The 21631-nt window shown below is 60.9% G+C and carries 23 protein-coding genes and 1 pseudogene; 10 read left to right on the top strand and 14 right to left on the bottom strand.

Going from position 1 to position 21631, the window contains the following annotated elements:
• Window positions 1–89: 89 nt before the first annotated feature.
• The 4 genes from J2Y83_RS22310 to J2Y83_RS22295 all read right to left on the bottom strand — a co-directional run bounded on the left by J2Y83_RS22310 (window position 90) and on the right by J2Y83_RS22295 (window position 3233).
• Complete coding sequence (locus tag J2Y83_RS22310) at window positions 90–593, bottom strand: hypothetical protein (RefSeq protein ID WP_253398360.1); 504 nt, start codon at window positions 591–593, stop codon at window positions 90–92.
• Window positions 594–816: 223 nt separating this feature from the next.
• Window positions 817–1245, bottom strand: coding sequence for a hypothetical protein (locus J2Y83_RS22305; protein WP_253398358.1), 429 nt, complete (start codon window positions 1243–1245; stop codon window positions 817–819).
• Window positions 1246–1433: 188 nt separating this feature from the next.
• Entirely contained in the window at window positions 1434–2066 is a 633-nt protein-coding gene (locus tag J2Y83_RS22300; protein WP_253398356.1) for a glutathione S-transferase family protein, read from the bottom strand.
• Window positions 2067–2201: 135 nt separating this feature from the next.
• Complete coding sequence (locus J2Y83_RS22295; RefSeq protein ID WP_253400432.1) at window positions 2202–3233, bottom strand: LacI family DNA-binding transcriptional regulator; 1032 nt, start codon at window positions 3231–3233, stop codon at window positions 2202–2204.
• Between the two features lie 213 nt (window positions 3234–3446).
• On the opposite strand from J2Y83_RS22295, the gene J2Y83_RS22290 reads away from it, so the two are divergent.
• Window positions 3447–3980, top strand: coding sequence for a gluconokinase (locus tag J2Y83_RS22290; protein ID WP_253398354.1), 534 nt, complete (start codon window positions 3447–3449; stop codon window positions 3978–3980).
• Between the two features lie 84 nt (window positions 3981–4064).
• Window positions 4065–5417, top strand: a complete 1353-nt coding sequence (locus tag J2Y83_RS22285; RefSeq protein ID WP_253398352.1) for a GntP family permease — start codon at window positions 4065–4067, stop codon at window positions 5415–5417.
• Window positions 5418–5496: 79 nt separating this feature from the next.
• Here the strand turns inward: J2Y83_RS22285 and alaC are convergent, their stop codons facing one another.
• Window positions 5497–6714 (bottom strand): alanine transaminase, encoded by a 1218-nt coding sequence (gene alaC, locus J2Y83_RS22280; protein ID WP_253398350.1) that lies wholly within the window; start codon window positions 6712–6714, stop codon window positions 5497–5499.
• Between the two features lie 195 nt (window positions 6715–6909).
• On the opposite strand from alaC, the gene J2Y83_RS22275 reads away from it, so the two are divergent.
• Window positions 6910–7389 carry a GyrI-like domain-containing protein gene (locus J2Y83_RS22275; RefSeq protein ID WP_253398348.1) on the top strand — a complete coding sequence of 160 codons (480 nt, stop codon included), beginning with the start codon at window positions 6910–6912 and terminating at the stop codon, window positions 7387–7389.
• Window positions 7390–7472: 83 nt separating this feature from the next.
• On the opposite strand, the gene J2Y83_RS22270 is transcribed toward J2Y83_RS22275, so the two are convergent.
• The 4 genes from J2Y83_RS22270 to J2Y83_RS22255 all read right to left on the bottom strand — a co-directional run bounded on the left by J2Y83_RS22270 (window position 7473) and on the right by J2Y83_RS22255 (window position 10542).
• Entirely contained in the window at window positions 7473–8681 is a 1209-nt protein-coding gene (locus J2Y83_RS22270; protein ID WP_253398347.1) for a type II toxin-antitoxin system HipA family toxin, read from the bottom strand.
• Window positions 8674–8928 carry a helix-turn-helix domain-containing protein gene (locus J2Y83_RS22265; protein WP_253398345.1) on the bottom strand — a complete coding sequence of 85 codons (255 nt, stop codon included), beginning with the start codon at window positions 8926–8928 and terminating at the stop codon, window positions 8674–8676. The genes J2Y83_RS22270 and J2Y83_RS22265 overlap by 8 nt, the downstream gene beginning before the upstream one ends.
• 48 nt (window positions 8929–8976) lie before the next feature.
• Window positions 8977–9486: a GNAT family N-acetyltransferase gene (locus J2Y83_RS22260; protein WP_253398343.1), complete on the bottom strand. Its 510-nt coding sequence runs from the start codon at window positions 9484–9486 to the stop codon at window positions 8977–8979.
• A 201-nt stretch (window positions 9487–9687) separates the two neighbouring features.
• Window positions 9688–10542 carry a LysR family transcriptional regulator gene (locus J2Y83_RS22255; protein ID WP_253398340.1) on the bottom strand — a complete coding sequence of 285 codons (855 nt, stop codon included), beginning with the start codon at window positions 10540–10542 and terminating at the stop codon, window positions 9688–9690.
• 88 nt (window positions 10543–10630) lie between these two features.
• Between J2Y83_RS22255 and J2Y83_RS22250 the strand changes: the two genes are divergently transcribed.
• Window positions 10631–11143: a multidrug/biocide efflux PACE transporter gene (locus J2Y83_RS22250; protein ID WP_253398338.1), complete on the top strand. Its 513-nt coding sequence runs from the start codon at window positions 10631–10633 to the stop codon at window positions 11141–11143.
• On the opposite strand, the gene J2Y83_RS22245 is transcribed toward J2Y83_RS22250, so the two are convergent.
• Window positions 11042–11800, bottom strand: coding sequence for an SDR family NAD(P)-dependent oxidoreductase (locus J2Y83_RS22245; protein WP_253398336.1), 759 nt, complete (start codon window positions 11798–11800; stop codon window positions 11042–11044). The two genes, J2Y83_RS22250 and J2Y83_RS22245, sit on opposite strands and share 102 nt — an antisense overlap.
• A gap of 105 nt (window positions 11801–11905) precedes the next feature.
• On the opposite strand from J2Y83_RS22245, the gene J2Y83_RS22240 reads away from it, so the two are divergent.
• The gene (locus J2Y83_RS22240) at window positions 11906–12802 is read left to right on the top strand and encodes a LysR family transcriptional regulator (protein ID WP_253398334.1); all 897 of its coding nucleotides are present in this window, start codon (window positions 11906–11908) and stop codon (window positions 12800–12802) included.
• On the opposite strand, the gene J2Y83_RS22235 is transcribed toward J2Y83_RS22240, so the two are convergent.
• The gene (locus J2Y83_RS22235; RefSeq protein ID WP_253398332.1) at window positions 12799–13716 is read right to left on the bottom strand and encodes a LysR family transcriptional regulator; all 918 of its coding nucleotides are present in this window, start codon (window positions 13714–13716) and stop codon (window positions 12799–12801) included. The genes J2Y83_RS22240 and J2Y83_RS22235 overlap by 4 nt on opposite strands.
• A 104-nt stretch (window positions 13717–13820) precedes the next feature.
• Between J2Y83_RS22235 and J2Y83_RS22230 the strand changes: the two genes are divergently transcribed.
• The 3 genes from J2Y83_RS22230 to J2Y83_RS22220 are packed head-to-tail and all read left to right on the top strand — an operon-like array spanning window position 13821 to window position 16485.
• A complete protein-coding gene (locus J2Y83_RS22230) occupies window positions 13821–14579 on the top strand; it encodes a 5-oxoprolinase subunit PxpA (RefSeq protein WP_253398330.1) in 759 nt (252 codons plus the stop codon).
• Window positions 14580–14635: 56 nt separating this feature from the next.
• Complete coding sequence (locus J2Y83_RS22225) at window positions 14636–15514, top strand: 5-oxoprolinase subunit B family protein (RefSeq protein ID WP_253398328.1); 879 nt, start codon at window positions 14636–14638, stop codon at window positions 15512–15514.
• The gene (locus J2Y83_RS22220; RefSeq protein WP_253398326.1) at window positions 15511–16485 is read left to right on the top strand and encodes a biotin-dependent carboxyltransferase family protein; all 975 of its coding nucleotides are present in this window, start codon (window positions 15511–15513) and stop codon (window positions 16483–16485) included. The genes J2Y83_RS22225 and J2Y83_RS22220 overlap by 4 nt, the downstream gene beginning before the upstream one ends.
• Window positions 16486–16547: 62 nt before the next feature.
• On the opposite strand, the gene J2Y83_RS22215 is transcribed toward J2Y83_RS22220, so the two are convergent.
• Window positions 16548–18164 (bottom strand): inorganic phosphate transporter, encoded by a 1617-nt coding sequence (locus J2Y83_RS22215; protein WP_253398324.1) that lies wholly within the window; start codon window positions 18162–18164, stop codon window positions 16548–16550.
• Window positions 18165–18335: 171 nt separating this feature from the next.
• Window positions 18336–19358: a transporter gene (locus J2Y83_RS22210; protein ID WP_253398321.1), complete on the bottom strand. Its 1023-nt coding sequence runs from the start codon at window positions 19356–19358 to the stop codon at window positions 18336–18338.
• Between the two features lie 259 nt (window positions 19359–19617).
• On the opposite strand from J2Y83_RS22210, the pseudogene J2Y83_RS29920 reads away from it, so the two are divergent.
• Window positions 19618–20313, top strand: a pseudogene (locus J2Y83_RS29920) (methyl-accepting chemotaxis protein); the annotation flags it as partial.
• Between the two features lie 165 nt (window positions 20314–20478).
• Window positions 20479–21246 carry a methyl-accepting chemotaxis protein gene (locus J2Y83_RS29915; RefSeq protein WP_425262648.1) on the top strand — a complete coding sequence of 256 codons (768 nt, stop codon included), beginning with the start codon at window positions 20479–20481 and terminating at the stop codon, window positions 21244–21246.
• Between the two features lie 57 nt (window positions 21247–21303).
• On the opposite strand, the gene J2Y83_RS22200 is transcribed toward J2Y83_RS29915, so the two are convergent.
• Window positions 21304–21612: a PepSY domain-containing protein gene (locus J2Y83_RS22200; protein ID WP_253398317.1), complete on the bottom strand. Its 309-nt coding sequence runs from the start codon at window positions 21610–21612 to the stop codon at window positions 21304–21306.
• Window positions 21613–21631: the final 19 nt, after the last annotated feature.

Raw genomic sequence — 21631 nt, 5'->3', positions numbered from 1 at the left:
GCTCTGTAAGCTGTTCCCGCCTCACCGCACAGAGCAGGACATACCTGCTCTGAGCTGTCGATAGCCAACTCGCGTCAAGTCCGTATCGCTTAGATCGCGGCCAGGGTCTCTTTCACCGCCTGCGCCTGCGGTTCTGTCGTCTTCGCCGCTACCTGTTGCTCTTGCTGCTGCTTCACGCGATCAGCCACTTGCTTGGCGATTGCATCCTGTTTTTCCTGCGGCATTGCCTGCACTTCTGCCTCGGTCAACCCCTGCTCCTTGAGCAACTGTTCGCGAATGCGTTCGGCCGGGGTTTTGCTCATGTAATCGGTGAAGTCTGCGCGGGCGGAACTGGTGGTAGAGTCGGCGGCGGGCACATCCGTGGTGGTCGCCTTTGAGGTCTGCAACTGCACACGGGTCTTGGCGAAGGCTTCGTCGATGCGGCTGGAGGCTTTGTCCAGATCTTTCGGCACAACCGGTACGGTCACGCTTTGCTGCGCCGTTTGCAAGGCGCCGCTGTACAGCGTGCTGGCGGCGGCGTTGGCGGGGTCCATGTCGGGGCGCTTGAGCTGTTGGACGGTCGACAAGGCCTGAGTGTTGTTGTTAACCAGCATGATCGGTCACCTGTGTAAATGTTCGGTGCCTCAGCTGGAGCAAATAGCATGCCGGGTGCCAACCCCCTGGTTTTACTGGAGCTGACGTGGCCATCGCGGCAAGGATTGTCCCGTCGACGGCCAAGCGTTGCCGTCAATGGGCGATGTTTTCCAACGCCCGGTGGCGTATGGCACTCCTGGACATTCGCTGACTAATCGCACAAGGGTTCAGTCGATGATGGGTTTAAGCGCCCGTAAGATTCAACTCGCCTTGGGTGACCTCCAGCGGTTCTTCCCCCTCGGGCACCCGTAGAGAGGTGAACGAGAATGTCGCAGTGACGTGCCGATGTTCTGGATCGATCACCGTGAGGTGCAATTCCCCGCTGCTGGGCTGGTAAGTCCATGGGGTCGGTCCAAGCGCATGGTAGTAATAGACCTGAACCTTGCCTTTTTCTTGGGCAACATCATATGTGCCAGGCTGGATATCGTTAGCCAATTGAAAGCTCATCAGCCGCTGGCCTTGATTACTCTTGGCGTCGATAAAAATAGCTTCAGGAAACCTGTGAAATTGGATGTCTTCGGATGTGAAGTTTCCAATGGGATCGTTGATGTTCGCTGTTACCAAGCCATCTGCAGGCTGCGATTTCAGGGCCCGTGACCGATCGTTATCCATGAGCGGATGCCTCTGAGAGGTTATAGGAATTGGGAGCGCCCAATCACTTCGCTGTCAGTCAAACGTCGGTAACGGGTAGCGTCTACTGTCAATGTTGACAGGTAGGCCGCAGTATCCGATGGGCGGTACGAAGCGAGCGTTTTGCTGTCGCAGGTCCCGGTGCGGCGCAGTACGTTGAGTCCTTGGGCTTAGTCGTGACCGTCGAGGGCGAAGGTCTTAAAGCCGGCATGCTGGCCGAGGCGCTGGTAATACGCCGCAACCGCCGGGTAGAGCGGGCGTTCCATGGGGGTCATCTGCCAGCGATGAACCGAGAGGCCGATGAGGATATCGGCCAGGGTGAATTCGTCGCCGGCCACGTAGGCGCCGGTCTTTGCCAACTGTTGTTCCAGCAGGCCCATCTTGTCGTTCCAGGCTTGTACGCCGGCTTTGATGCGTTGCGGGTCCTGATGGTCGGGGCTGTTGCGCACCAGGGCCTGGAAGGCATAGCCCCAGGAAGGGTTGAGCTCGGTGGCTTGCCAGTCCATCCACTGTTCGACCCGGGCGCGGGGTGCGGGGTCGAGAGGCAGCAGGTCGTGGCGTTGGTAGAGGCTGACGAGGTAACGACAAATGGTGTTGGATTCCCACAACACGCCATGGTCGTCGATCAGCACCGGCACTTGGGCGTTGGGGTTCAGGGCAAGGAATTCGGCGGATTGGGTCGGCTTGAAGCCGATGCCCCAGTCTTCGCGCACGTAGTCGATGCCCAGTTCCTGGCAGGTCCAGAGCACTTTGCGCACGTTGATGGAAGAGGCGCGCCCCAAGATTTTCAGTGAGTGTCCCATGGTGCTTCCCTGGCAGTGGAGAACAGTCAATCTAGCAGGGGAGGGGGATGACGGCGAGGATGTTAAGCGCGCACGGTCAAACGGTGGGAGCAGGCAAGGCGCTTTGCGCAATGCCAGTCGCGTCCTACAAGCGTCCTACGTACTTTCCCGCACCTGCAACTCAAATCCCATATCCACCACCGGCTTGGCGATCTTGTTACCCGCCATGATCGTCAGCAAATGCTCCGCCGCGCGCCGACCAATGGCTTCGCGTGGCGTGCTGATGCTACTCAGGCGCGGCACCATGAACGAGGACGCTGGCAGGTCGTTGAAACCCAGCACGGCCACGCGCGCCGGTACGTTGATGCCGTGACGCAGGGCTTCGAGCAGCGCACCCTGGGCCAGGTCGTCGTTGCCGAAGAAGATCGCATCCACATCCGGATGCGCCGCCAGCAACTGCAGGAACAGTTCGCCGCCCAGGCCCACGGAGGAGGGGCGTGGCGTCAACAGTTCCAACGCCGGGTCGTACAGGCCGGCCTGTTGCAGCGCACGCCGGAAGCCTTCGCCGCGCAGCAAGGTGCGTTGGTCCAGTTGCGCGCCGATATACGCCAGGCGCTTGCGCCCCCGCGAGATCAAATGCGCTGCCGCTGTCTCACCCGCCGCCAACTGCGAAAAGCCCACACAGTTCACGCCCGCGTTGGGGTCCAGATCCATCATGTACACGCACGGCACATTACTGGCCTCGACCATTCGTCGCGCGCTTTCGGTCCGATCGAACCCGGTCAGCAGCAAACCCCGTGGCTGATAGGCCATGTAGTTGCGCAGCAGGGTCTCTTCTTCGTCGCGCGAATAGTGGGAGTTGCCGATCAGTACTTCAAAGCCCTTGGGCCGCAGCACCTGATGGATGGCTTCGAGGGTTTCGATAAACAGCAGGTTGGACAGCGACGGCACCAGCACCACCACCGAATGGCTCTGGGCCGAGGCCAGGGCGCGGGCGGCGGGGTTGACCACGTAGTTCAGCTCGGCGGCGGCCCGTTGCACTTTTTCCACCAGTTCGGTGGCCACGGTGCTGATGCCACGCAAGGCGCGGGAGGCGGTAATCGGGCTGACGCCGGCCAGGCGGGCGACTTCATTGAGGGTCGGACGACCCGTGGTGCGCGTATTTTTATCGTTCTTGGAGGTCATCAGGCGGCTTGCCAAACAAAAATCGAGGCACTAAGGTAGCGCTGTCTCCAAACGGCTGCAAATGCTTGAGTGCTGGGTTGCCTGATCCGGTTCAAACGCTTGGAGCAGATGCACGCGTCACTCCATAAAAAAAGACAAGACGGCGCGGGAAAAGCCTGTTTTTGCACTAGCCTTACAGCGTGCAAAGGTAGCGCTATCTGCGTCCTGAGGTGTTTCATGAGTCAACCTGTTACCGCCCTGGTTATCATGGGTGTTGCCGGCTGTGGCAAGACCAGCGTCAGCGAGGCCCTCTGCCGCCTGAACGGTGCCACGGCCATTGAAGGCGACAGCTTTCACCCCGCCGCGAACATCGAAAAAATGAGCGCCGGCCACCCCCTCGACGACAACGACCGCGCCGGCTGGCTCGACATCCTGTGCGATGAATTGCGCCGTTCGCTCAAGGCCGGTGAACACCCGGTGCTCACCTGTTCCGCGCTGAAAAAGAAATACCGCGACCACCTGCGCGAAGCTGCGCCGGGCCTGGGCTTTGTATTTCTGGAGCTGAGCCGCGAAGTCGCCGCCGACCGTGTGTCCCATCGCCCCGGCCATTTCATGCCGGCCAGCCTGATCGACAGCCAGTTCGCCACCCTTGAATCGCCCGTCGGCGAGCCGCTGACCCTGGCCCTCAATGCCAGCGAAGACAGCGTCAAGGCGTTGGCCGAGCAAACCCATGCCTGGTGGCTCAAACACGGTTTTGAACCTACTCGTTAATTTTTTGCCGGATAAGATAGCGCTATCCCTGGCGACAAATTCAACACTGGCTTTAATAACAACAACAAACAGGAGAGACCCCCCATGTTTGGCATGTCCCACGAGTCCTACCTGCTGCTTGATGCAGTGGTCACTATCATTGGTCTGATCTTTTTGATCACCAAGTTCAAGGTTCACCCGTTTATCGCGTTGATCATCGCCGCAGGCTTCCTCGGCCTGACCTCGGGCATGCCGGTGGACAAGATCATCAAGGCCTTCCAGGACGGCTTCGGCGGGGTGCTCGGCTTTGTCGGCATCATCCTCGCGCTGGGTACGATGCTCGGCAAGATGATGGCCGAATCCGGCGGTGCCGATCAGATCGCCCAGACCCTGATCCGCGCCTTCGGCAAGGAAAAGGTCCAGTGGGCAATGATGTTCGCCGCGTTCCTGGTAGGCATTCCGCTGTTCTTCGAGATCGGCTTTGTGTTGCTGATCCCGCTGGTGTTTATCGTCGCGCGCCGCACTGGCGTGTCGCTGATCAAGATCGGCATCCCGTTGCTTGCCGGCCTGTCGGCGGTCCACGGCCTGGTGCCACCGCACCCGGGGCCGCTGCTGGCCATCGGCGTGTTTGGCGCGGACATCGGCAAGACCATTCTGTACGGCCTGATCGTCGCGCTGCCGACCGCCATCATCGCCGGCCCGATCTTCGGTACGTTCATCGCCAAGTACATCCCGGGCAATCCGTCCCAGGAACTGGTTGACCAACTCGCCCGCGAGTCGGAGCACAAGACGCTGCCGAGCTTCAGCATCACCCTGATCACCGTGCTGCTGCCGGTGTTCCTGATGCTGCTCAAAACCTTCGCCGACATCGCCTTGGCCGACGGTCATGTGGTGCGCAACTGGATGGACATGATCGGTCACCCGATCAGCGCCCTGCTGCTCGCGTTGTTGCTGTCGCTGTACACCTTTGGCCATCGCCAGGGCATCCACTCCAAGCAAATCCTCAAGCTGCTCGACGCCAGCCTGGCGCCAACTGCCGCGATCATCCTGATCATTGGTGCCGGTGGTGGTTTCAAACAGATGCTGGTGACCAGCGGCGTGGGCGACGTGATCGGCCATATGGCGGTGAACGCGCAGATCAACCCGATCCTGCTGGCGTGGCTGGTGGCGGCGGTGATTCGTATTGCCACCGGTTCGGCGACGGTCGCGACCATCACTGGCGCAGGCATCGTGGTGCCGGTGGTGGGGATGATTCCGGGGGTTAACCGCGAGCTACTGGTGTTGGCGACGGGGGCGGGGTCGTTGATTTTGTCTCACGTCAACGATGCGGGGTTCTGGCTGGTGAAGCAGTACTTCAACATGACTGTGGCCGAGACGTTCAAGACCTGGACGGCGATGGAGACCATTCTGTCGGTGGTGGCGCTGATTTTCATCATGTTGCTGTCGTTGGTGGTGTGACAGACACACCATAAGGCAAGGGTGTAAACCCAATGCAAATGTGGGAGGGGGCAAGCCCCCTCCCACATGTTTGACCGAGTTAGACGCCGGTTTTTGGTAAGAGCCCATCCGCCCGGAACATCCCGCGAATCCCGCGCACCGCCTGGCGAATCCGGTCCTGGTTCTCGATCAGTGCAAAGCGCACATGGTCGTCGCCATATTCACCAAAGCCAACCCCTGGCGATACGCAGACCTTGGCTTCGAGCAGCAGCTTCTTGGCAAATTCCAGCGAACCCATGGCGGCATACGCCTCGGGAATCTTCGCCCAGACGTACATCGACGCCTTGGGATTCTCCACCATCCAGCCCAGTTCATGCAGGCCCTTGACCAGCACATTGCGGCGCTGGCGGTACTGCTCGGCGATGTCTTTCACGCACTGTTGGTCGCCTTCCAGTGCGGCAATCGCCGCCACTTGCAGCGGGGTGAAGGTGCCGTAGTCGTGGTAACTCTTGATCCGCGCCAGGGCGTTGACCAGTTCCGCATTGCCCACCATGAAACCAATGCGCCAGCCAGCCATGTTGTAGCTTTTGGACAGGGTGAAGAACTCCACCGCAATGTCCTTGGCGCCCGGCACCTGCATGATCGACGGGGCTTTCCAGCCGTCGTAGACGATGTCGGCGTAGGCCAGGTCATGCACCACCAGCACGTCGTACTGCTTGGCCAGGGCGATCACCCGCTCGAAGAAATCCAGCTCCACGCACTGCGCGGTCGGGTTGGACGGGAACCCCAGGATCATCATCTTCGGCTTGGGGATCGAACCGCGAATCGCCCGTTCCAGCTCGGCGAAAAAGTCCACGCCCGGAATCAACGGCACCGAACGCACCTGGGCGCCGGCAATCACGGCACCGTAGATATGAATCGGGTAGCTCGGGTTGGGCACCAGCACGGTGTCGCCCTGGTCCAGGGTGGCCAGCATCAAGTGCGCCAGGCCTTCCTTGGAACCGATGGTGACGATGGCTTCCGACTCGGGGTCGATATCCACTTCATAACGGTCTTTGTACCAGCGCGAAATCGCCCGGCGCAGGCGCGGAATGCCCTTGGAGGTGGAGTAACCGTGGGTGTCTTCACGCTGGGCGACGGTGACCATTTTCTCCACGATGTGCGGTGGAGTCGGGCCGTCAGGGTTACCCATGCTCAAGTCGATGATGTCTTCGCCGCGCCGACGCGCAGCCATCTTCAGCTCGGCAGTGATATTGAAAACGTAGGGGGGGAGTCGATCTATGCGCGCAAAGCGGCGCGGCGAACCTTGGTCGGCCATTGTTGCCTCGAGAGTACGTAAGCGCCCGGAACCGTCCGAGCGACGTCGGCCACTGCGGTGGCCTGCGGGCAGACAATACGGTCGATGATGGCCAGTTGTCCAGATACGTAGGAAAAAATTCTACATGGAGTGCAGTCTGGATATACCCCTATACTCGATACGGGTTTGTTCCCTCATAAGAAGGAGACTGTTCAGATGGATCAGCAGACACAACAACCGTTAGAGCCGCGCATGGAAGAGGGCAAGGCCCTGGTGATCGCTGGGGTGCAGGGGCGCTATTCAAAGGCCACCGTGGGGGATATTCCCAAGTTGTGGGGGGTGTTTGACGAGAGCGTCAAATACATCAAAAAGCGTGTAGGCGGTTTTACCTACGGGGTTTGCCATAACCCGAAACACGATGAGTTCGACTACCTCGCCGGGGTTGAAGTACCGGCCAAGGGCGATGCGCCGAGTAATTTTAAGTCCATCGAAATCCCGGCGCATCGCTACGCCGTATTCCCGCACTACGGCCCGGTACAGGCGTTACCGCAGACCTACGAGCGGATCATGTTCGAATGGTTGCCGCACTCCGGCTACACAATCGCCGGCCCGGATTTTGAGCGGTACAGCGCGGATTTTGATGTAAGTAAAGGCCTCGGCACTGTAGAGGTCTGGTTGCCGGTAGCGCCTGAATAGGGGCTCCCACTTTAGGCGCGAGCAAGAACCTGGCGTCGCTCGCTCCTGCGAGGGGCTGCAATCGCGAATGACGAAGGTTGTGTTCAACCGCCAAAACTCAGTTGGTAGCCCTGAGAGGATTGCCGTATGGCTTTCGCAACATCAGGTGCTAATCGGCAGTAATCGTCTTCACGCTTAAGCACGATCTCAAGGGTTTGCAGCAGTGCTTGAATACGTTCTTCAGGCTTTTCGACTTCGCAGGTTCTTGCAAACTCGAGGATGCCCAGACGTGAAGCGAAAAAGGACTTGTTGCCGACCATGTCCAATGCGAGCGTGTCGTCGGGAATGTACGCCGTGGTATTCACAATGTCGTAAGCCGGTGCTAGCCGTGTATCGGCGTTGACCGGGTCGTTGTAGAGCACGCCGAAATTCTTCAGATGCGCATCACCGTTGCCCACTATGCAACTGAGCGCCACGCTGTCGAATAATTGGTCGAGCGAGCTGCGTTGATGGGCAGGTGAACAGAAGACACGCACAGCCTTGGCCATAGCGCCGTAGCTCTTGGTGTATTTTTGCTCGGCAGACAGGCCCATCAGCGTGGTCATATCTTCGAAGCCCAGTGGGTTGAGCTGCTCGTCCCGATCAAAGCGTCGCATGATGAAGAGTTTCTGGTTCTGCGACAGGTAAAACGGTGGTGTGGGTATGCCTGCATCCCTGGCGATGGACATGCACAGGTACTCATTGATGGCCAACCCCGGAAACTCGTCGCGCCCGCTCTTGATAATCAGGTCATTGGTTTTCGAGGTGACTCTCTGCTCGGGCGTTTGACGTTTTTCGGGCACCAGTACTTTGGGTTGTACGCCAGAAATGCCTGCTCGCAAGATGTAGCGATCCACCAGGTCAGCGAACAGATCTTCCGTGCCGTCCCAGGCGAGAATCTCGTCGAGGTTCTCGCCACTCGAAGGAGGGCTGTTACGTTGGATCAACTCGCTCACTTGATCCGAGCAGACGAAAACCCGGCCAATGGGTGCGCTGCTACCTGACAACGCAAGCAGCAACATTGGGTCGACTTTCACCGTCTTGGCGAGACGATTGCGCAACTGCTCAAGCACGTAACCTTCCGGCAGATTCATCTGGAAGATGGGGTGCAAGTCTCTACGACGATACTCATCCACGCGAACGGGCATCGAGAGGCTTATTGCGCTTTGTGCCTTTGCTTTGTCGCTGTATCGGAACAGATAGTCGTCGGCGCTTACCCGCACGCTTCCACTCTCGCCTTGAGGGGTATGAACGCGCAGAGTGGGGCTATTCATTGAACAAGTCCTCCAGTTCCTCCAAGGTCGGCATGGTCACGGGCACTAATTTGATCTCGCTGCCCAACGCCGCAATCACACGGGCATAGGCATTGATGGAAACCGAGAGGCTGCCTTTTTCGATTTCAATCAGTTTTTGCCGGGTAATTCCCGACAGCTTTGCCAGGTCCACCTGTTTATAGCCACGATTGAGGCGCATGGAGCGGATTTGTTTGCCGAGTCGTTGGGTGATAACTGAAATGTCCATGTAGCGTATTCATTACTTTAGATTTGATAGGTTATGTATACGTTACATTTAAGGTGTGTCAAGACCATCCCGACCAAACCCCCAACTCAACCTGCGCTCATACCCAACCCGCGCCTTATACGCCTCCCCGCGATCCACCCAGCCAAGCCCGAGGTACAAGCCCATCGCCGCGACGTTGTGGGTGTCCACCGACAACTCCAGCGCCTTGATCTGCGGCCAGGCCTGAAGCGCGGCCTCGGGTAGCGCCTGCAAGCAGGCTTTGCCAAATCCCCGGCCCTGCTGGGTTCGGTCCACCTGTAACGCGTGCAACGTGGCGCTGTGTGCATCGGCCCAATGGGGCAGGCACGGCGGGCGCTTGAGCAGAAGGAAGGCCACGGGAATATCGTCGGCCAGCAGCACGAAGCCCTTGATGCCGGGGCTTGGGTTGACCAGCAGGGTGTTGAGTGCGCAATACATGTCGCCGCAAAACGGCAACTGCTCAGGGTGAACTTCGATGGCGCCGACTTGCTGCATTTGCACAGCATTCAGCGCCTCGTAGGCGACAAGGCGGGTTTGCATCGGAGTGTCCGAACGGCTGCAAAGAAGGGCGCAGTCTATCGGGTTTGCACCGTGCGAAATGGGTTTTCAGTGGGGTGTTTGCCGCAGTCACTGGCGGCGGAACGTGCGGGAGTGGTGATCCGCGAATGGCACCTGCTGGCACCGACGCGCCGCAATTATCCACAGCCCTCCCACCGTTTGATCGGCATGGCCTGGACGGGCTCAGTCGAGCATCTTGCCCAACAACCAACTCCCCGCCGGCCCCGGCGGATGCTGCCGCGACCACAGCGCATCCACCGCCACCGAGCGCGGCCAACTGCGCGCCTTGAGTTCGACCAACTGGCCACCGCCAAAACGCTCCACCAGCCAGCGCGGAATCGGCGCCCAGCCAAACCCCAACTGCGCCATCTCCATCAGCATCAGATAACTGGGCGCCGACCACACCCGTCCGGCTGCCCGGGTTTCGTTGGGGTTGATGATGCTCGCCAGGCGCAGTTCCCGGTGTTGTTGCAAGGCCTGGACGCTGATGTTGTCCTGCTGCGCCAACGGGTGTTTGGGCGAGACGAACAGCGCGATTTCCGTGCGTTCTTCAACCGGTGAACAGGTCAGGTCCGGCGGATAGGTTTCCTGCTTCTCGATAAACGCGATCTGCGCCCGGCCGCTTTGCACCAGGGCGATCAAGTCATCGCATTCGGCGATCAAACATTCCAGTTCCAGGTCCGGGTAGCGCTGTTCAAAGGCACTGAGGGCGATCTCGAATCGGTCGGACTGGTAAGTATCGGACATGGCGATACTCAGCTTCGGCTCCAACCCCTGGGATAGCTGGCTCGCCGCCAATTCCAGCCGACTGCTCGCCTCCAGCACCTGCTCGGCGCGTTGCAGCAGCACATGGCCGGCGGCGGTCAGCGTTGGCTTGCGGCTGCTGCGGTCGAACAGCAGCACATCGAGGTCAATCTCCAGGCTCGCCACCGCCGCGCTGACGGTGGATTGGCTCTTGCCCAACTTGCGCGCCGCCGCCGAAAACGAGCCTTGGGTCGCGGCCTGAACAAAGGCCTGGAGCACTTCATGGGAGGCCATGACTATCGCCTTGATCGATGGTTATTGATTATGAAGTATCGATACAAAGCGCAATGATGGCAACCACAGTCACTCACGGAGCCGGGTCATGAACCCTACCAAGTCGATTACTGAACGCGTGTGCCAGGCCATCGGTTTCGAGGCCCTGGCGTTGTTGATCTGCACGCCGTTGCTGGCGTGGATCATGGACAAGCCCGCCCTGGAAATGGGCATGGTCACCCTGGCGATCAGCCTGATGGCGCTGACCTGGAACGTGATTTTCAACGGCCTGTTCGACCGCCTCAAGGCACGCCTGCAACTGGCCAACAACGGCTGGACCCGGGTGCTGCACGCCTTACTGTTTGAAGGCGGGCTGGTCCTGGTGTGCGTGCCGTTGATTGCCGCGTGGCTGAACATCAGCCTGCTGCAGGCGTTTATCCTCGATATCGGCGTGTTGCTGTTTTTTCTGCCGTACACCTACGTGTACCACTGGGGCTACGACGTGATGCGCGAAAAGCTCTTACAGAAACATGCCGCCCGACGCCTCGATCCGCTGGCCGGTGATCCAGTGGCTACCGTCCGCCAGCAGGCTGGCAATGGCCCCGCCGATATCATCCGGTAACCCGGCGCGGCCCAGGGCGGTGTTATTGGCGACCATCGCGTTGAGGTTGGCGTTGTCGCGCACGGCACCGCCGCCGAAGTCGGTTTCGATGGCGCCCGGCGCGAGGATATTCACGCTGATACCGCGCGCGCCGAGCTCTTTGGCCTGGTAGCGGGTCAGCACTTCCATGGCGCCTTTCATCGCCGCATACGCGGCATAGCCGGGCAGGCTGAAACGGGCGAGGCCGCTGGAAATATTGAGGATGCGGCCACCGTCACGGATCAGCGGCAGCAGTTTCTGGGTCAGGAAAAACGGGCCTTTGAATTGAATCGCGACCAGTTGGTCGAACTGCGCTTCGCTGGTTTCGGCAAAGCTGGCGTGGATGCCGATGCCGGCGTTGTTGATCAGAAAGTCGAAGTCATCCCGTGCGAAAACACGCTTGAGCACGCCGGCCACTTCCTCGACGAACGCGTCGAAGCTCGCGCTCTGGCTCACATCCAGTTGCAGCATGGCGGCGCGGCCGCCCCATTGTTCGATCTGCGCGACCACCGCCTGGGCCTCATCCGCCTGGCTGTGGTAAGTGCCGATGATATCCACGCCTTGGGCGGCCAGACGCAACGCGGCGCTTCTACCCAGGCCGCGGCTGGCGCCGGTGATCAGTGCGATTTTACGGGTCATGGTGCAGTCCTCTGAGGTGATCGAGGGAATGAGTGTATTTGTCCGCCTGTAACGTGATAAACAGCGGTAAAGCGAAATCACTGGCCGGATAAGGCGAACAATCCCATGAACAAACTGGAGTTGCTGCGCACCTTCGTGCGCGTCACCGAATTGTCGAGTTTTACCCGCGCCGGCGAGAGCCTGGGCCTGCCGCGTTCCACCGTGTCCGAGCATGTGCAGGCGCTGGAAGAACTGCTCGGCGCGCGCCTGTTGCAGCGCACCACGCGCAAGGTGCAGGCGACCCAGGACGGTCGCGTGCTGTATGAGCGTAGCAAGGACTTGCTCGCGCATATGGAGGAACTGGAAGGCTTGTTTCGTCAGGACGAAACACAACTGACCGGGCGCATTCGGGTGGACCTGCCGACCATGATGGCGCGGGATTTGATCCTGCCGCGCCTGCCGCACTTCATGGACGCGCACCCGTTGATCGAGCTGGAAATCAGCACCACCGACCGTCAGGTCGACCTGCTGGCCGAGGGGTTCGATTGCGTGCTGCGCGTCGGTGCGCAGCCAGACCAGTCGGTGGTCGCGCGGTTGTTGTGCAGCATGCCGATGATCAACTGCGTGAGCGCCGGCTACCTGCAGCGCTATGGCGTGCCGCAGACCCTGGCAGACCTGGCCGATCACCATTTGGTGCATTACGTGCGCCCGCTGGGTTCGCGCTCGGCGGGGTTCGAATACCTGCAGGGCAACAAGGTGCAGCGCCTGCCCATGGCCGGGCGGGTCACGGTCAACAGCACCGATGCCTACAAGTCGGCTTGCCTGGGCGGCTTCGGGATCATCCAGGTGCCGGCGCTGGGCATTGGCGATCAGTTGGCTAGTGGCGAACTGGTGGCGGTCCTGCCGGAATACCCGGCGCCGCCGTTGGACGTGTCCCTGCTCTACGCCGGGCAGCGCCATTTACCGCTGCGGGTGCGGGTGTTCATGGACTGGTTGGCCGCGACGCTGCAAGCCCAGCTCTAACGCCGTGCCGACAACTGCTGCGGGGCCAGGAAGGCGTCGTGGAAGTAGTCCCGGAACGCCTGCATCGCCGGGGTGAATGCGCGCTCGCGGTGCCAGGCCAGGCCGACGCTCATGGGCGTCACCGGGTCGGTCACGGTCAGGGTTTCGATGCGCTTGCCTTCCAGGGACCAGGGCCGATGCACCAGGTCCGACAGGATCGCCACGCCGCTGCCATTGGCGACCATGCTGCGCACCGCTTCCACCGAACTGGTGCGCAGCCGCACCTGGGGCGTTTGCCCGGCCTGTTCCCAGTAGCGCATGGCACTGTGTTCGGCCTCATCGACGGTCAGCAGGATGTAGGGCTCGCGGGCCACATCCGCCAGGCTGACGGCGCCGCGTTCACACAACGGGTGATGGCTGGGCAGCCACAGGCGGCGTTCGGAGTTGAAGAGAATTTCCGAGACGATGTCCGGGTGAGTGAGGTTGGCGGTGAGCACCACGGCCATGTCGAACTGGCCGTCGAGCAGGCCGTGTTCGATGGCCTGGCGCTCCTGCTCGAACACCTCGATGGTCACATCCGGGTGCCAGTGTTCCATGCGCTGCAGGTGGTGCGGCAGGAAGTAACCGAGCACCGTGTAGCTGGCGGCGACCCGCAGCACGCCGCTGGCGCGGTAGTCAGGCAGCGGGCTGTTCAGCGCGTCGTCGACACTGCGCACGATCACATAGGCGCGGTTGAGAAAGTGCCGCCCGGCGTCGGTCAGGTTCATGCCCTGCGCGGTGCGCACGAACAACTGCACGCCGAGCATCGCCTCCAGTTCTTTGATCGCTGTGGTCACGGCCGACTGGGAGATGTTCAGGTGAATCGCTGCCTGGGAAATCTGGCCGATCTCGGCGGTGGCGACGAAGTAGCGGATTTGGCGCAAGGTCAGCGACATGGCGATATCTGTTTTTCAGAAGATAGGTCATCTGATAATAGATCTTCCCAAGGGGTCAAGCCGCAGCCTACTTTTCAGCATCACCTTTGGCGGAGCGCCTTTTCATGCGGGCAGTGGATTTCAATTCAGACATGGGCGAAGGATTCGGCCCCTGGACCATCGGCGATGGCGTCGATTCGGAGCTGATGGCCTATATCAGCTCGGCCAATATCGCCACCGGCTTCCACGCCGGCGATCCCGGCACCATGCGCCGCACCGTCGCACGCGCCAAGCAACTGGGGGTCGCCATCGGCGCTCATCCGGGCTTTCGTGACCTGGTGGGCTTCGGTCGCCGCCATATTCACGCGCCGGCCCAGGAACTGGTGGACGACATGCTCTACCAGCTCGGCGCCCTGCGCGAAATCGCCCGCGCCCAGGGCGTGCCCCTGCAACACATCAAGCCCCACGGCGCGCTCTACATGCACCTGGCCCGCGATGAAGACGCCGCGCGGCTGTTGGTGCAAAACCTGCAAGTCATCGAGCCGACGCTGTTGCTGTACTGCATGCCCAACTCGGTGATCTGGCGCATTGCCAAGGAACTGGGGCAGCCGGTGGTGCGCGAGTTTTACGCCGACCGCGAGTACGACCTGAGCGGCTCCATCGTGTTCACCCGCACAGTGCGCGCGCTGGACCCTGCCACCGTCGCGGCGCGGGTCCTACGGGCTTGTCAGACGGGTCTTGTACGCACCGTAGAAGGCGAAGACCTGTTTATCGAATTCGATTCCATCTGCCTGCACAGCGACACCCCCGGCGCCCTGGAATTGGTCGAAGCGACCCGTGAAGCCCTGGACCAAGCGGGCATTGTGGTCAGAACACCCAAATAAGATCGAACCGACACTTTTTTGCCTGCCTTTCTATAACGATTCCAAGAGGAACAGACATGGCTGAAACGTCCCCCATCCGCTATAGCTTCGGCGCCGATGAACACCTGTTCGCCGAGGTCAGCGACAGCATGTCCCTGCAGGCCTTTTTCAAAGGCATGGCGGTGACCCGCGCCGTGGAACGCCTGGCGTTGGACGGTGTGCTGGATGTGTGCCTGGCCAACGCCTCCTTCCAGATCCGCTTCGACCCGGACCGCATTGCGCCCCATGTGCTGCTCGACGCGGTGCAAAGCGCCGAAGCCCAGGCCGTGGCCGAACGCACCTTGCACACGCGCATCATCGAAATCCCGGTGCTCTACAACGACCCCTGGACCCACGAGACCCTGATGCGCTTTCGCGACCGCCATCAAGACCCCAGCGGCACCGACCTGGAATACGCAGCGCGGATCAACGGCCTGGCCGATGTCGACGCCTTCATCGCGGCCCACAGTGGCGCACCGTGGTTTGTGTCGATGGTCGGCTTTGTCGCGGGCTTGCCGTTCATGTTCCAGATGGTCGAGCGCGAACGGCAGTTGCAGGTGCCCAAGTACCTGCGCCCGCGCACCGACACGCCGAAACTGACCCTCGGCCATGGCGGCTGCTTTGGTTGTATCTACTCGGTGCGCGGCGCCGGTGGCTACCAGATGTTCGGCGTCACCCCGGCCCCGATCTACGACCCGGCGCAGCAGTTGGCCTACCTCAAGGACCACATGGTGTTCTTCCGGCCGGGCGACATTGTGCAGTTCAAACCGATTGACCGTGCGGCCTACGACCTGGCCGTCGCCGAGGTCGACGCAGGATGTTTCGACCTGCGCATCCGCCCGCTGGAATTTTCCCTGGATGCGTTTCTCGCCGACCCCATCGGCTACCCGAAAACCCTGCAGGAGGCGCTGGCATGATCAAGGTGCTCAAACCCGGCCTCGCCACCTCCGTGCAGGATCTTGGCCGCGAAGGCTACTACCACTTGGGCATTCCGCCATCGGGCGCGTTGGACCAGTACGCGCTGAGCGCGGCCAACCATTTGGTGGGCAACCCGCCGGGCGCGGCCGGCCTGGAATGCACGCTGATCGGCCCCGAGCTGGAATTTCAAGCGGACGCCTTGGTCGCACTCAGCGGCGCCTTGATGTCGCCGCACCTGGACGGTGAAGTGGTCCACCAGGACACCGCGTTCCACGTGCGCGCCGGGCAGGTGTTGCGCTTTGAATTTCCCAAGGCTGGTGCGCGCGCTTATCTGGCGGTCGCCGGCGGCATCGACGTGCCGTTGGTGCTCGGCAGTCGCTCGACCTACACCCTCGGCGCACTCGGCGGTTTTCACGGGCGGCGCTTGCAGGCGGGGGATGAGCTGCCTATCGGCGAGCCCACTGGGCAGGGGCGGGCGGGCAACAGTTTACCGATGGCCTTGCGCCGTTCAGTTGGCGGCGATGTGACCTTGCGCGTGGTGCCCGGCCTGTATTACGAACGCCTGACGGCGGCGGCCAAAAGCAGCTTTTTTGCCGAGCCGTGGACGGTGGGTTCCGAGGCGGACCGTATCGGCTATCGCTTCAAGGGCGGCAGTGCATTGAGCTTTCAGCCACGGGAGCAGCCATTTGGTGCGGGGTCCGATCCGTCGAACATCGTCGACAGTTGCTACCCGATCGGCTCGATCCAGGTGCCGGCCGGGCTGGAGCCGATTGTGCTGCATCGGGACGCGGTGTCGGGCGGTGGCTACGCGATGATCGGCACGGTGATCAGTGCGGACCTGGACTTGATCGGGCAGATGCAGCCGAACCAGCGGGCGGGGTTTGTCGCGGTCAGCCTGGAGCAGGCGTTGGAGGCGCGGCGGGTGTACAAGAAGCGCTTGAAGGCAATGGCCGGACTCTTCAGTACCTGAAACACCACCAAACAAAATGTGGGAGGGGGCAAGCTCCCTCCCACATTTGATTCTGTGGCGTGTCAGAAGATCTGGGTGAACAGCCAGTACAGGCTACCCGACAGCAGAATCGCCGCCGGCAACGTCAACACCCAGGCCATCAGCAAATTGCGGATAGTCTTCATCTGCAAACCCGCACCGTTCGCCACCATGGTCCCCGCCACGCCGGACGACAACACATGGGTGGTCGACACCGGCAAGCCGAACATATCCGCAGCGCCAATGGTCAGCATCGCCACCGTCTCGGCCGAGGCGCCTTGGGCATACGTCAGGTGTGTCTTGCCGATCTTCTCGCCCACGGTCACCACGATGCGCTTCCAGCCGACCATGGTCCCGAGCCCCAGTGCGATGGCCACGGCGATCTTCACCCACAGCGGAATAAAACGCGTGGAGTTGTCGATCTGCTGCTTGAACAATTGCAGCTTGCCTTGGGTGTCGGCGTCGAAATTGCCGACCTTGGCCTTGTCCATCAAGCGGATGGTTTCGCTGGTCAGGTACATGTCGTTACGCACGTTGCGGACGGCCTCGGCGGGGACTTTGGCCAAAGAACCATAGCCTTTGACTTCGTCACCGATCTGGCCGGCGAGGGCGGCGAGGGCCGGGATCAACTCGGGCGTGGCGTCCTTGGTGCGCACGTAGGTCGAGAGGGTGGGGCGCGGGTCGCCCGGCAGCGCTTGCGGCGCGCTTTTCATCAGTGCGACCTGGGTCACTTCGGCCACCGCGGCAAACTGCAGCGATTGTTCGGCGGGCATGGCGCGGTTCAGCGCATACGCCATTGGCAGGGTGCCGACCAGGATCAGCATGATCAGGCCCATACCTTTTTGCCCGTCGTTGGAGCCGTGGGCGAACGACACGCCGGTGCAGGTGACGATCAGCATGCCGCGAATCCACCACGGCGGCGGGGTGTCGCCTTTCGGCGCCTTGTACAGCGCGCGGTTTTTCACGAACGCGCGCAAGGCCAGCACCAGCAACGCGGCAAACGCGAAGCCGATCAGCGGCGAGAGCAGCAGGGCATAACCGATCTTGATCGCCTGGCTCCAGTCCACGCCGCTGGTGCCATCACGCCCGTGCATCAGGGCATTGGCCACGCCGACGCCGATGATCGAACCGATCAGGGTGTGGGAGGACGAGGCCGGCAGGCCGAGCCACCAGGTGCCGAGGTTCCACAGGATCGCCGCGATCAGCAGGGCGAAGATCATCGCGAAACCGGCCGAGGAACCCACCTGCAAAATCAGCTCGACCGGCAGCAGGGCAATGATGCCGAACGCCACTGCGCCGCTGGAGAGCAGTACCCCGAGGAAGTTGAAAAAACCCGACCACAGCACCGCGAATTGCGGCGGCAGCGAGTTGGTGTAGATCACCGTCGCCACGGCGTTGGCAGTGTCGTGGAAGCCGTTGACGAATTCGAAACCCAGGGCAATCAGCAGTGCCACGCCCAGCAGCAGGAACGGCGTCCAGGTGGTGACCACCGTGCCCAATTCGCGCATGTCATGCATCAGGCTGTAGGCGGTGAACAACAGGCCCATGGCGAGCACGGCGAAGAAGATGATCACCGTTACCAGTCCGGGTTTTTTGTCCAGCCTGGGTTGGGTATCAACGGATGACGTATGCGTTGAAGCAGTCAGGGAAGGGGTGGCCATGCCGCAGCATCCAGTATCGGGGAGGATGTCGCCCATGATCATTGCAGAATGTGACGGAGATGCTGCGATAGGTCAGTGTTTAGCTGATTGGATTGGCCGCTGGTCGATAAACACCACACGTCAATGTGCGGGCGAGCAAGCTCGCACACAGGTGTTCAGCGCATTTCAGCTTCAGTAGTCTGTGCGCTTTCTGAAGGCCCAGCGCCCGGCAATCAAGGTGAAGGTCGCGACCAGCGCCACCAGAATCCAGAAGCCTTCCGGATCTTGGGAAAGCGGCACCCCGCCCACGTTCATGCCGAAAAAACCGGCGATGATATTGATCGGCAATGCCAGCACCGTCACCACCGTCAGCGTAAACAGTGTGCGGTTGCTTTGTTCGTTGAGGTTGGCGGCGATTTCTTCTTGCAACAACTTGATGCGTTCGCCCAGGGCCGTCAGGTCGTTGATGATCAGTGCAAATTCCTCGGTGGATTTGCGCAATTCCTTGACGTCTTCCTTTTGCAACCACTGCGGCGGGCGGTTGAGCAGGCGCAGCAGCGAGCCCGGCTCCAGCGCCAGCAGGCGTTGCAGGCGCACCAGCACCCGGCGCATGGCGCCCAGCTCGGCGCGGTTGGTGGACAAGCGCGAGGAGAGTAATTGATCTTCGATATGGTCGACGCTGATGCTGGTCTTGCGCACGATCTGCGTCAGCACCTCGCCCTGGTCGCGCAGCAGGTGCACCAGCAACTCCAGCGGCGAGCGAAAGCGTTCACCGGCTTTTACCGATGAGCGCAACTTATCCACCGAGTGCAGCGGTTGCAGGCGCGCGCTGATCAGCAAGCGACTGCGGGCGCAGACCCACAACGTGGAAATATCCGACGAGACCATGCTGCTGAAGTTGAACACCACGTCGTTGACCACCGCCAGCAAGGCCGAGTCGACGTGTTCGATACGGGTGGAGCGCGAGCCCTCATGCAGGGCTTCGAAAAACTCTTCAGGCAAGGCCAGGTGCGCCTGCATCCAGCGCTCGCATCCGGCGTGGGCCAGGTTCAGGTGCAGCCATAGAAACTCTTCCGGGTCTTGCGGTTGCTGCAAGGCCTGGAGGGCGGTGGCTGAGTCAATTTGCTCACCTTTCTCACCAGGGCGAAAACGGAAACCGTAAAGCAAGCCAAACAGATCGGAATCCTGGTGGCTGTGGTCGATGCTGTGGTTCATGGCGTCTCACAGAGAAAGGACCTGTAGGACGTTTCACAGGTTCGCGTGGGCGAATCATTGCAAGGAAGTTTGACAGTTTTGTGACGGTTTTCGACTTGTTTCGCTTTGGTGACACTTTATTGACCGCTTGTCGAAGTGGGCTCAAGAAGCGTCTAGAACGGCCGATTCAGAGCACAAGAACCGCTGCGGATGGCGGCGCCTTTGATGACAGGGAAGTCATGACGTATTTGCATTTTTCCTTGTTTCGAGGCTTTTTCCGATGACTTTTTTGCGAACATCCCTGCGGGCACAGATTTTGTCGCTACTCGGTGGCAGCCTGCTGGCGATGTTATTGATCGCCCTGGCCTGTTTCAACTTCCTCTCCAACGGGGTGCAGAGTTACCGCAGTTTGCTCGAAGGGCCGTTGCTCACTTCACAGTTGATCGATGAGGCCAACCTGCAATTCAAGGTGCAGGTGCAGGAGTGGAAAAACGTGCTGTTACGCGGCAAACAGCCTCAGGACCTGGAGAAATACTGGGGCCAGTTCCAGGACCGGCAACGCGATGTACAAGGCATTCTCGCGCGGTTGGTCACCCAGACTGCCGGTGACCCGGCGCTGAACCAGCGGATCCAGAACCTGCGTCAAGAACACCAGCAGCTTGGCGTTTCCTACCAGAAGGGTCGCGATGCCTACGTGGCCGCCGGCGCTGACCCGAGCGTCGGCGACACCGCGGTCAAGGGCGTGGACCGCGCCGCCAGTGAACAGATGAGCGCCCTGGTCAGCGACTTGCGCGCCCAAAGCACCCAACAATCCCAGACCATCAGCGCCCATGTCGAGCGCACGGTGATGGTGGGCCTGACGATTATGTTGCTGTCCGGCGTGTTGATTGGCTTGTTCAGCCTGTGGTTGATCAACCGCAACCTGATCTTGCCGATCCGAGGTTTGATCGGCTATGTGAGCCAACTGAGCCACGGTCGTTTTGCCGAGCGTGTCGCCAGTCGTCGCCAGGACGAACTGGGGCAGTTAGCGGAGGCGGCGAACACCTTGCGCGACTTTTTGGCCGAAACCTTCAGCCGCCTGCAGCGCAGTGCTACTGACTTGGTCGGCGCCAGCAGTGAGTTGAATTCGATCGCCGGGCAGATGGCGACCGGTACCCATGATCAATTCAGCCGCACCGACCAGGTGGCCACGGCCATGACCGAAATGTCGGCCACCGCCCAGGAAGTGGCGCGTCACGCCGCCAGTGCCTCACGTGCGGCCGATGATGCGGACCACTCGGCCCGCGAGGGCGGCGAAGTGATGAAAGTCACTATCGCCACCATCGGCCAGATGCGCACTGAGATCCTCAACACCGGCACCATCATCCGCCGTCTGGAAACCGACAGTGTGCGCATCGGTAAAGTGCTGGAAGTGATTCGCGGGATCGCCGAGCAGACCAACCTGCTGGCGCTCAACGCCGCGATCGAGGCGGCACGGGCAGGCGAGGCGGGGCGTGGGTTCGCGGTGGTGGCCGATGAAGTGCGCAGCCTGGCGCAACGCACGGCGGCGTCGATCATCGAGATCAACCAGATTATCCAGGCCGTGCAAACCGGCGCGGTCGATGCGGCCGAGGCGATTGTCACGGGCCAGTCGTGCAGCGATGACAGCGTGGAAAAAGTCACCCAGGCCGGCGCGATGCTCGCTCACATCACCCAGGCTATTGAAGCGATTCGCGACATGAACCGCCAGATCGCCACGGCGGCCGAGGAGCAGACGTCGGTGGCCGAGGATATTTCGCGCAATATCACCCAGATCACCACCGTGGCCACCGCCAACCTCGACAACGTGAAGCGCACCGAAGCGGCGAGCCAGAATCTGCGTGGTTTGTCCGGCGAGTTGAACGAGGTGACGGCGCGACTGGGCGCTTGATCAGGCGGCCATAAAAAAACGCGCCACCCGAAGGTGGCGCGTTTTTTAGGTTTTTACTCAGGTGTCTTGCTTGTCTTCCAGTACGGTGCCGGTCTTGGCGTCGAGTTTCACTTCAAAGCGCTTGCCGGCGGTGTCGGTCAGTTCAACTTCGTAGACCAGCACGCCGCTGTTGTTGTGGTCCAGCTCGGTGTCGGTAATCTTGGCGCCTGCATGTTTGGCCACGGCGGCGGCGTTGAGTTTCTCGAAAGGCATTACGGCACCGGATTTGAGCAGACCTTCGATTTGATCCGGGCGGACATCGGCCTGGGCCAGGCCGGCGGTCAGGGTCAGGGCAGTCGCTGCGAACAGAGCGGTCAAGGTTTTCATGGTGTGTATCCTTTTTTGG

Source organism: Pseudomonas marginalis, from assembly GCF_024169655.1.
GTDB classification, from domain to species: Bacteria; Pseudomonadota; Gammaproteobacteria; order Pseudomonadales; family Pseudomonadaceae; genus Aquipseudomonas; species Aquipseudomonas paraveronii.
This window is presented reverse-complemented; position numbering and strand designations above follow the sequence as displayed.

Coding starts and splice junctions, on each gene's coding strand:
- J2Y83_RS22285 (WP_253398352.1), top strand. CDS start 4,065: ATGTTTGGCATGTCCCACGAGTCCTACCTGCTGCTTGATGCAGTGGTC.
- J2Y83_RS22310 (WP_253398360.1), bottom strand. CDS start 593: ATGCTGGTTAACAACAACACTCAGGCCTTGTCGACCGTCCAACAGCTC.
- J2Y83_RS22220 (WP_253398326.1), top strand. CDS start 15,511: ATGATCAAGGTGCTCAAACCCGGCCTCGCCACCTCCGTGCAGGATCTT.
- J2Y83_RS22260 (WP_253398343.1), bottom strand. CDS start 9,486: ATGCAAACCCGCCTTGTCGCCTACGAGGCGCTGAATGCTGTGCAAATG.
- J2Y83_RS22305 (WP_253398358.1), bottom strand. CDS start 1,245: ATGGATAACGATCGGTCACGGGCCCTGAAATCGCAGCCTGCAGATGGC.
- J2Y83_RS22290 (WP_253398354.1), top strand. CDS start 3,447: ATGAGTCAACCTGTTACCGCCCTGGTTATCATGGGTGTTGCCGGCTGT.
- J2Y83_RS22215 (WP_253398324.1), bottom strand. CDS start 18,164: ATGGCCACCCCTTCCCTGACTGCTTCAACGCATACGTCATCCGTTGAT.
- J2Y83_RS22265 (WP_253398345.1), bottom strand. CDS start 8,928: ATGGACATTTCAGTTATCACCCAACGACTCGGCAAACAAATCCGCTCC.
- alaC (WP_253398350.1), bottom strand. CDS start 6,714: ATGGCCGACCAAGGTTCGCCGCGCCGCTTTGCGCGCATAGATCGACTC.
- J2Y83_RS22270 (WP_253398347.1), bottom strand. CDS start 8,681: ATGAATAGCCCCACTCTGCGCGTTCATACCCCTCAAGGCGAGAGTGGA.
- J2Y83_RS22300 (WP_253398356.1), bottom strand. CDS start 2,066: ATGGGACACTCACTGAAAATCTTGGGGCGCGCCTCTTCCATCAACGTG.
- J2Y83_RS22210 (WP_253398321.1), bottom strand. CDS start 19,358: ATGAACCACAGCATCGACCACAGCCACCAGGATTCCGATCTGTTTGGC.
- J2Y83_RS22245 (WP_253398336.1), bottom strand. CDS start 11,800: ATGACCCGTAAAATCGCACTGATCACCGGCGCCAGCCGCGGCCTGGGT.
- J2Y83_RS22200 (WP_253398317.1), bottom strand. CDS start 21,612: ATGAAAACCTTGACCGCTCTGTTCGCAGCGACTGCCCTGACCCTGACC.
- J2Y83_RS22250 (WP_253398338.1), top strand. CDS start 10,631: ATGAACCCTACCAAGTCGATTACTGAACGCGTGTGCCAGGCCATCGGT.
- J2Y83_RS22235 (WP_253398332.1), bottom strand. CDS start 13,716: ATGTCGCTGACCTTGCGCCAAATCCGCTACTTCGTCGCCACCGCCGAG.
- J2Y83_RS22240 (WP_253398334.1), top strand. CDS start 11,906: ATGAACAAACTGGAGTTGCTGCGCACCTTCGTGCGCGTCACCGAATTG.
- J2Y83_RS22225 (WP_253398328.1), top strand. CDS start 14,636: ATGGCTGAAACGTCCCCCATCCGCTATAGCTTCGGCGCCGATGAACAC.
- J2Y83_RS22255 (WP_253398340.1), bottom strand. CDS start 10,542: ATGGCCTCCCATGAAGTGCTCCAGGCCTTTGTTCAGGCCGCGACCCAA.
- J2Y83_RS29915 (WP_425262648.1), top strand. CDS start 20,479: ATGGCGACCGGTACCCATGATCAATTCAGCCGCACCGACCAGGTGGCC.
- J2Y83_RS22230 (WP_253398330.1), top strand. CDS start 13,821: ATGCGGGCAGTGGATTTCAATTCAGACATGGGCGAAGGATTCGGCCCC.
- J2Y83_RS22275 (WP_253398348.1), top strand. CDS start 6,910: ATGGATCAGCAGACACAACAACCGTTAGAGCCGCGCATGGAAGAGGGC.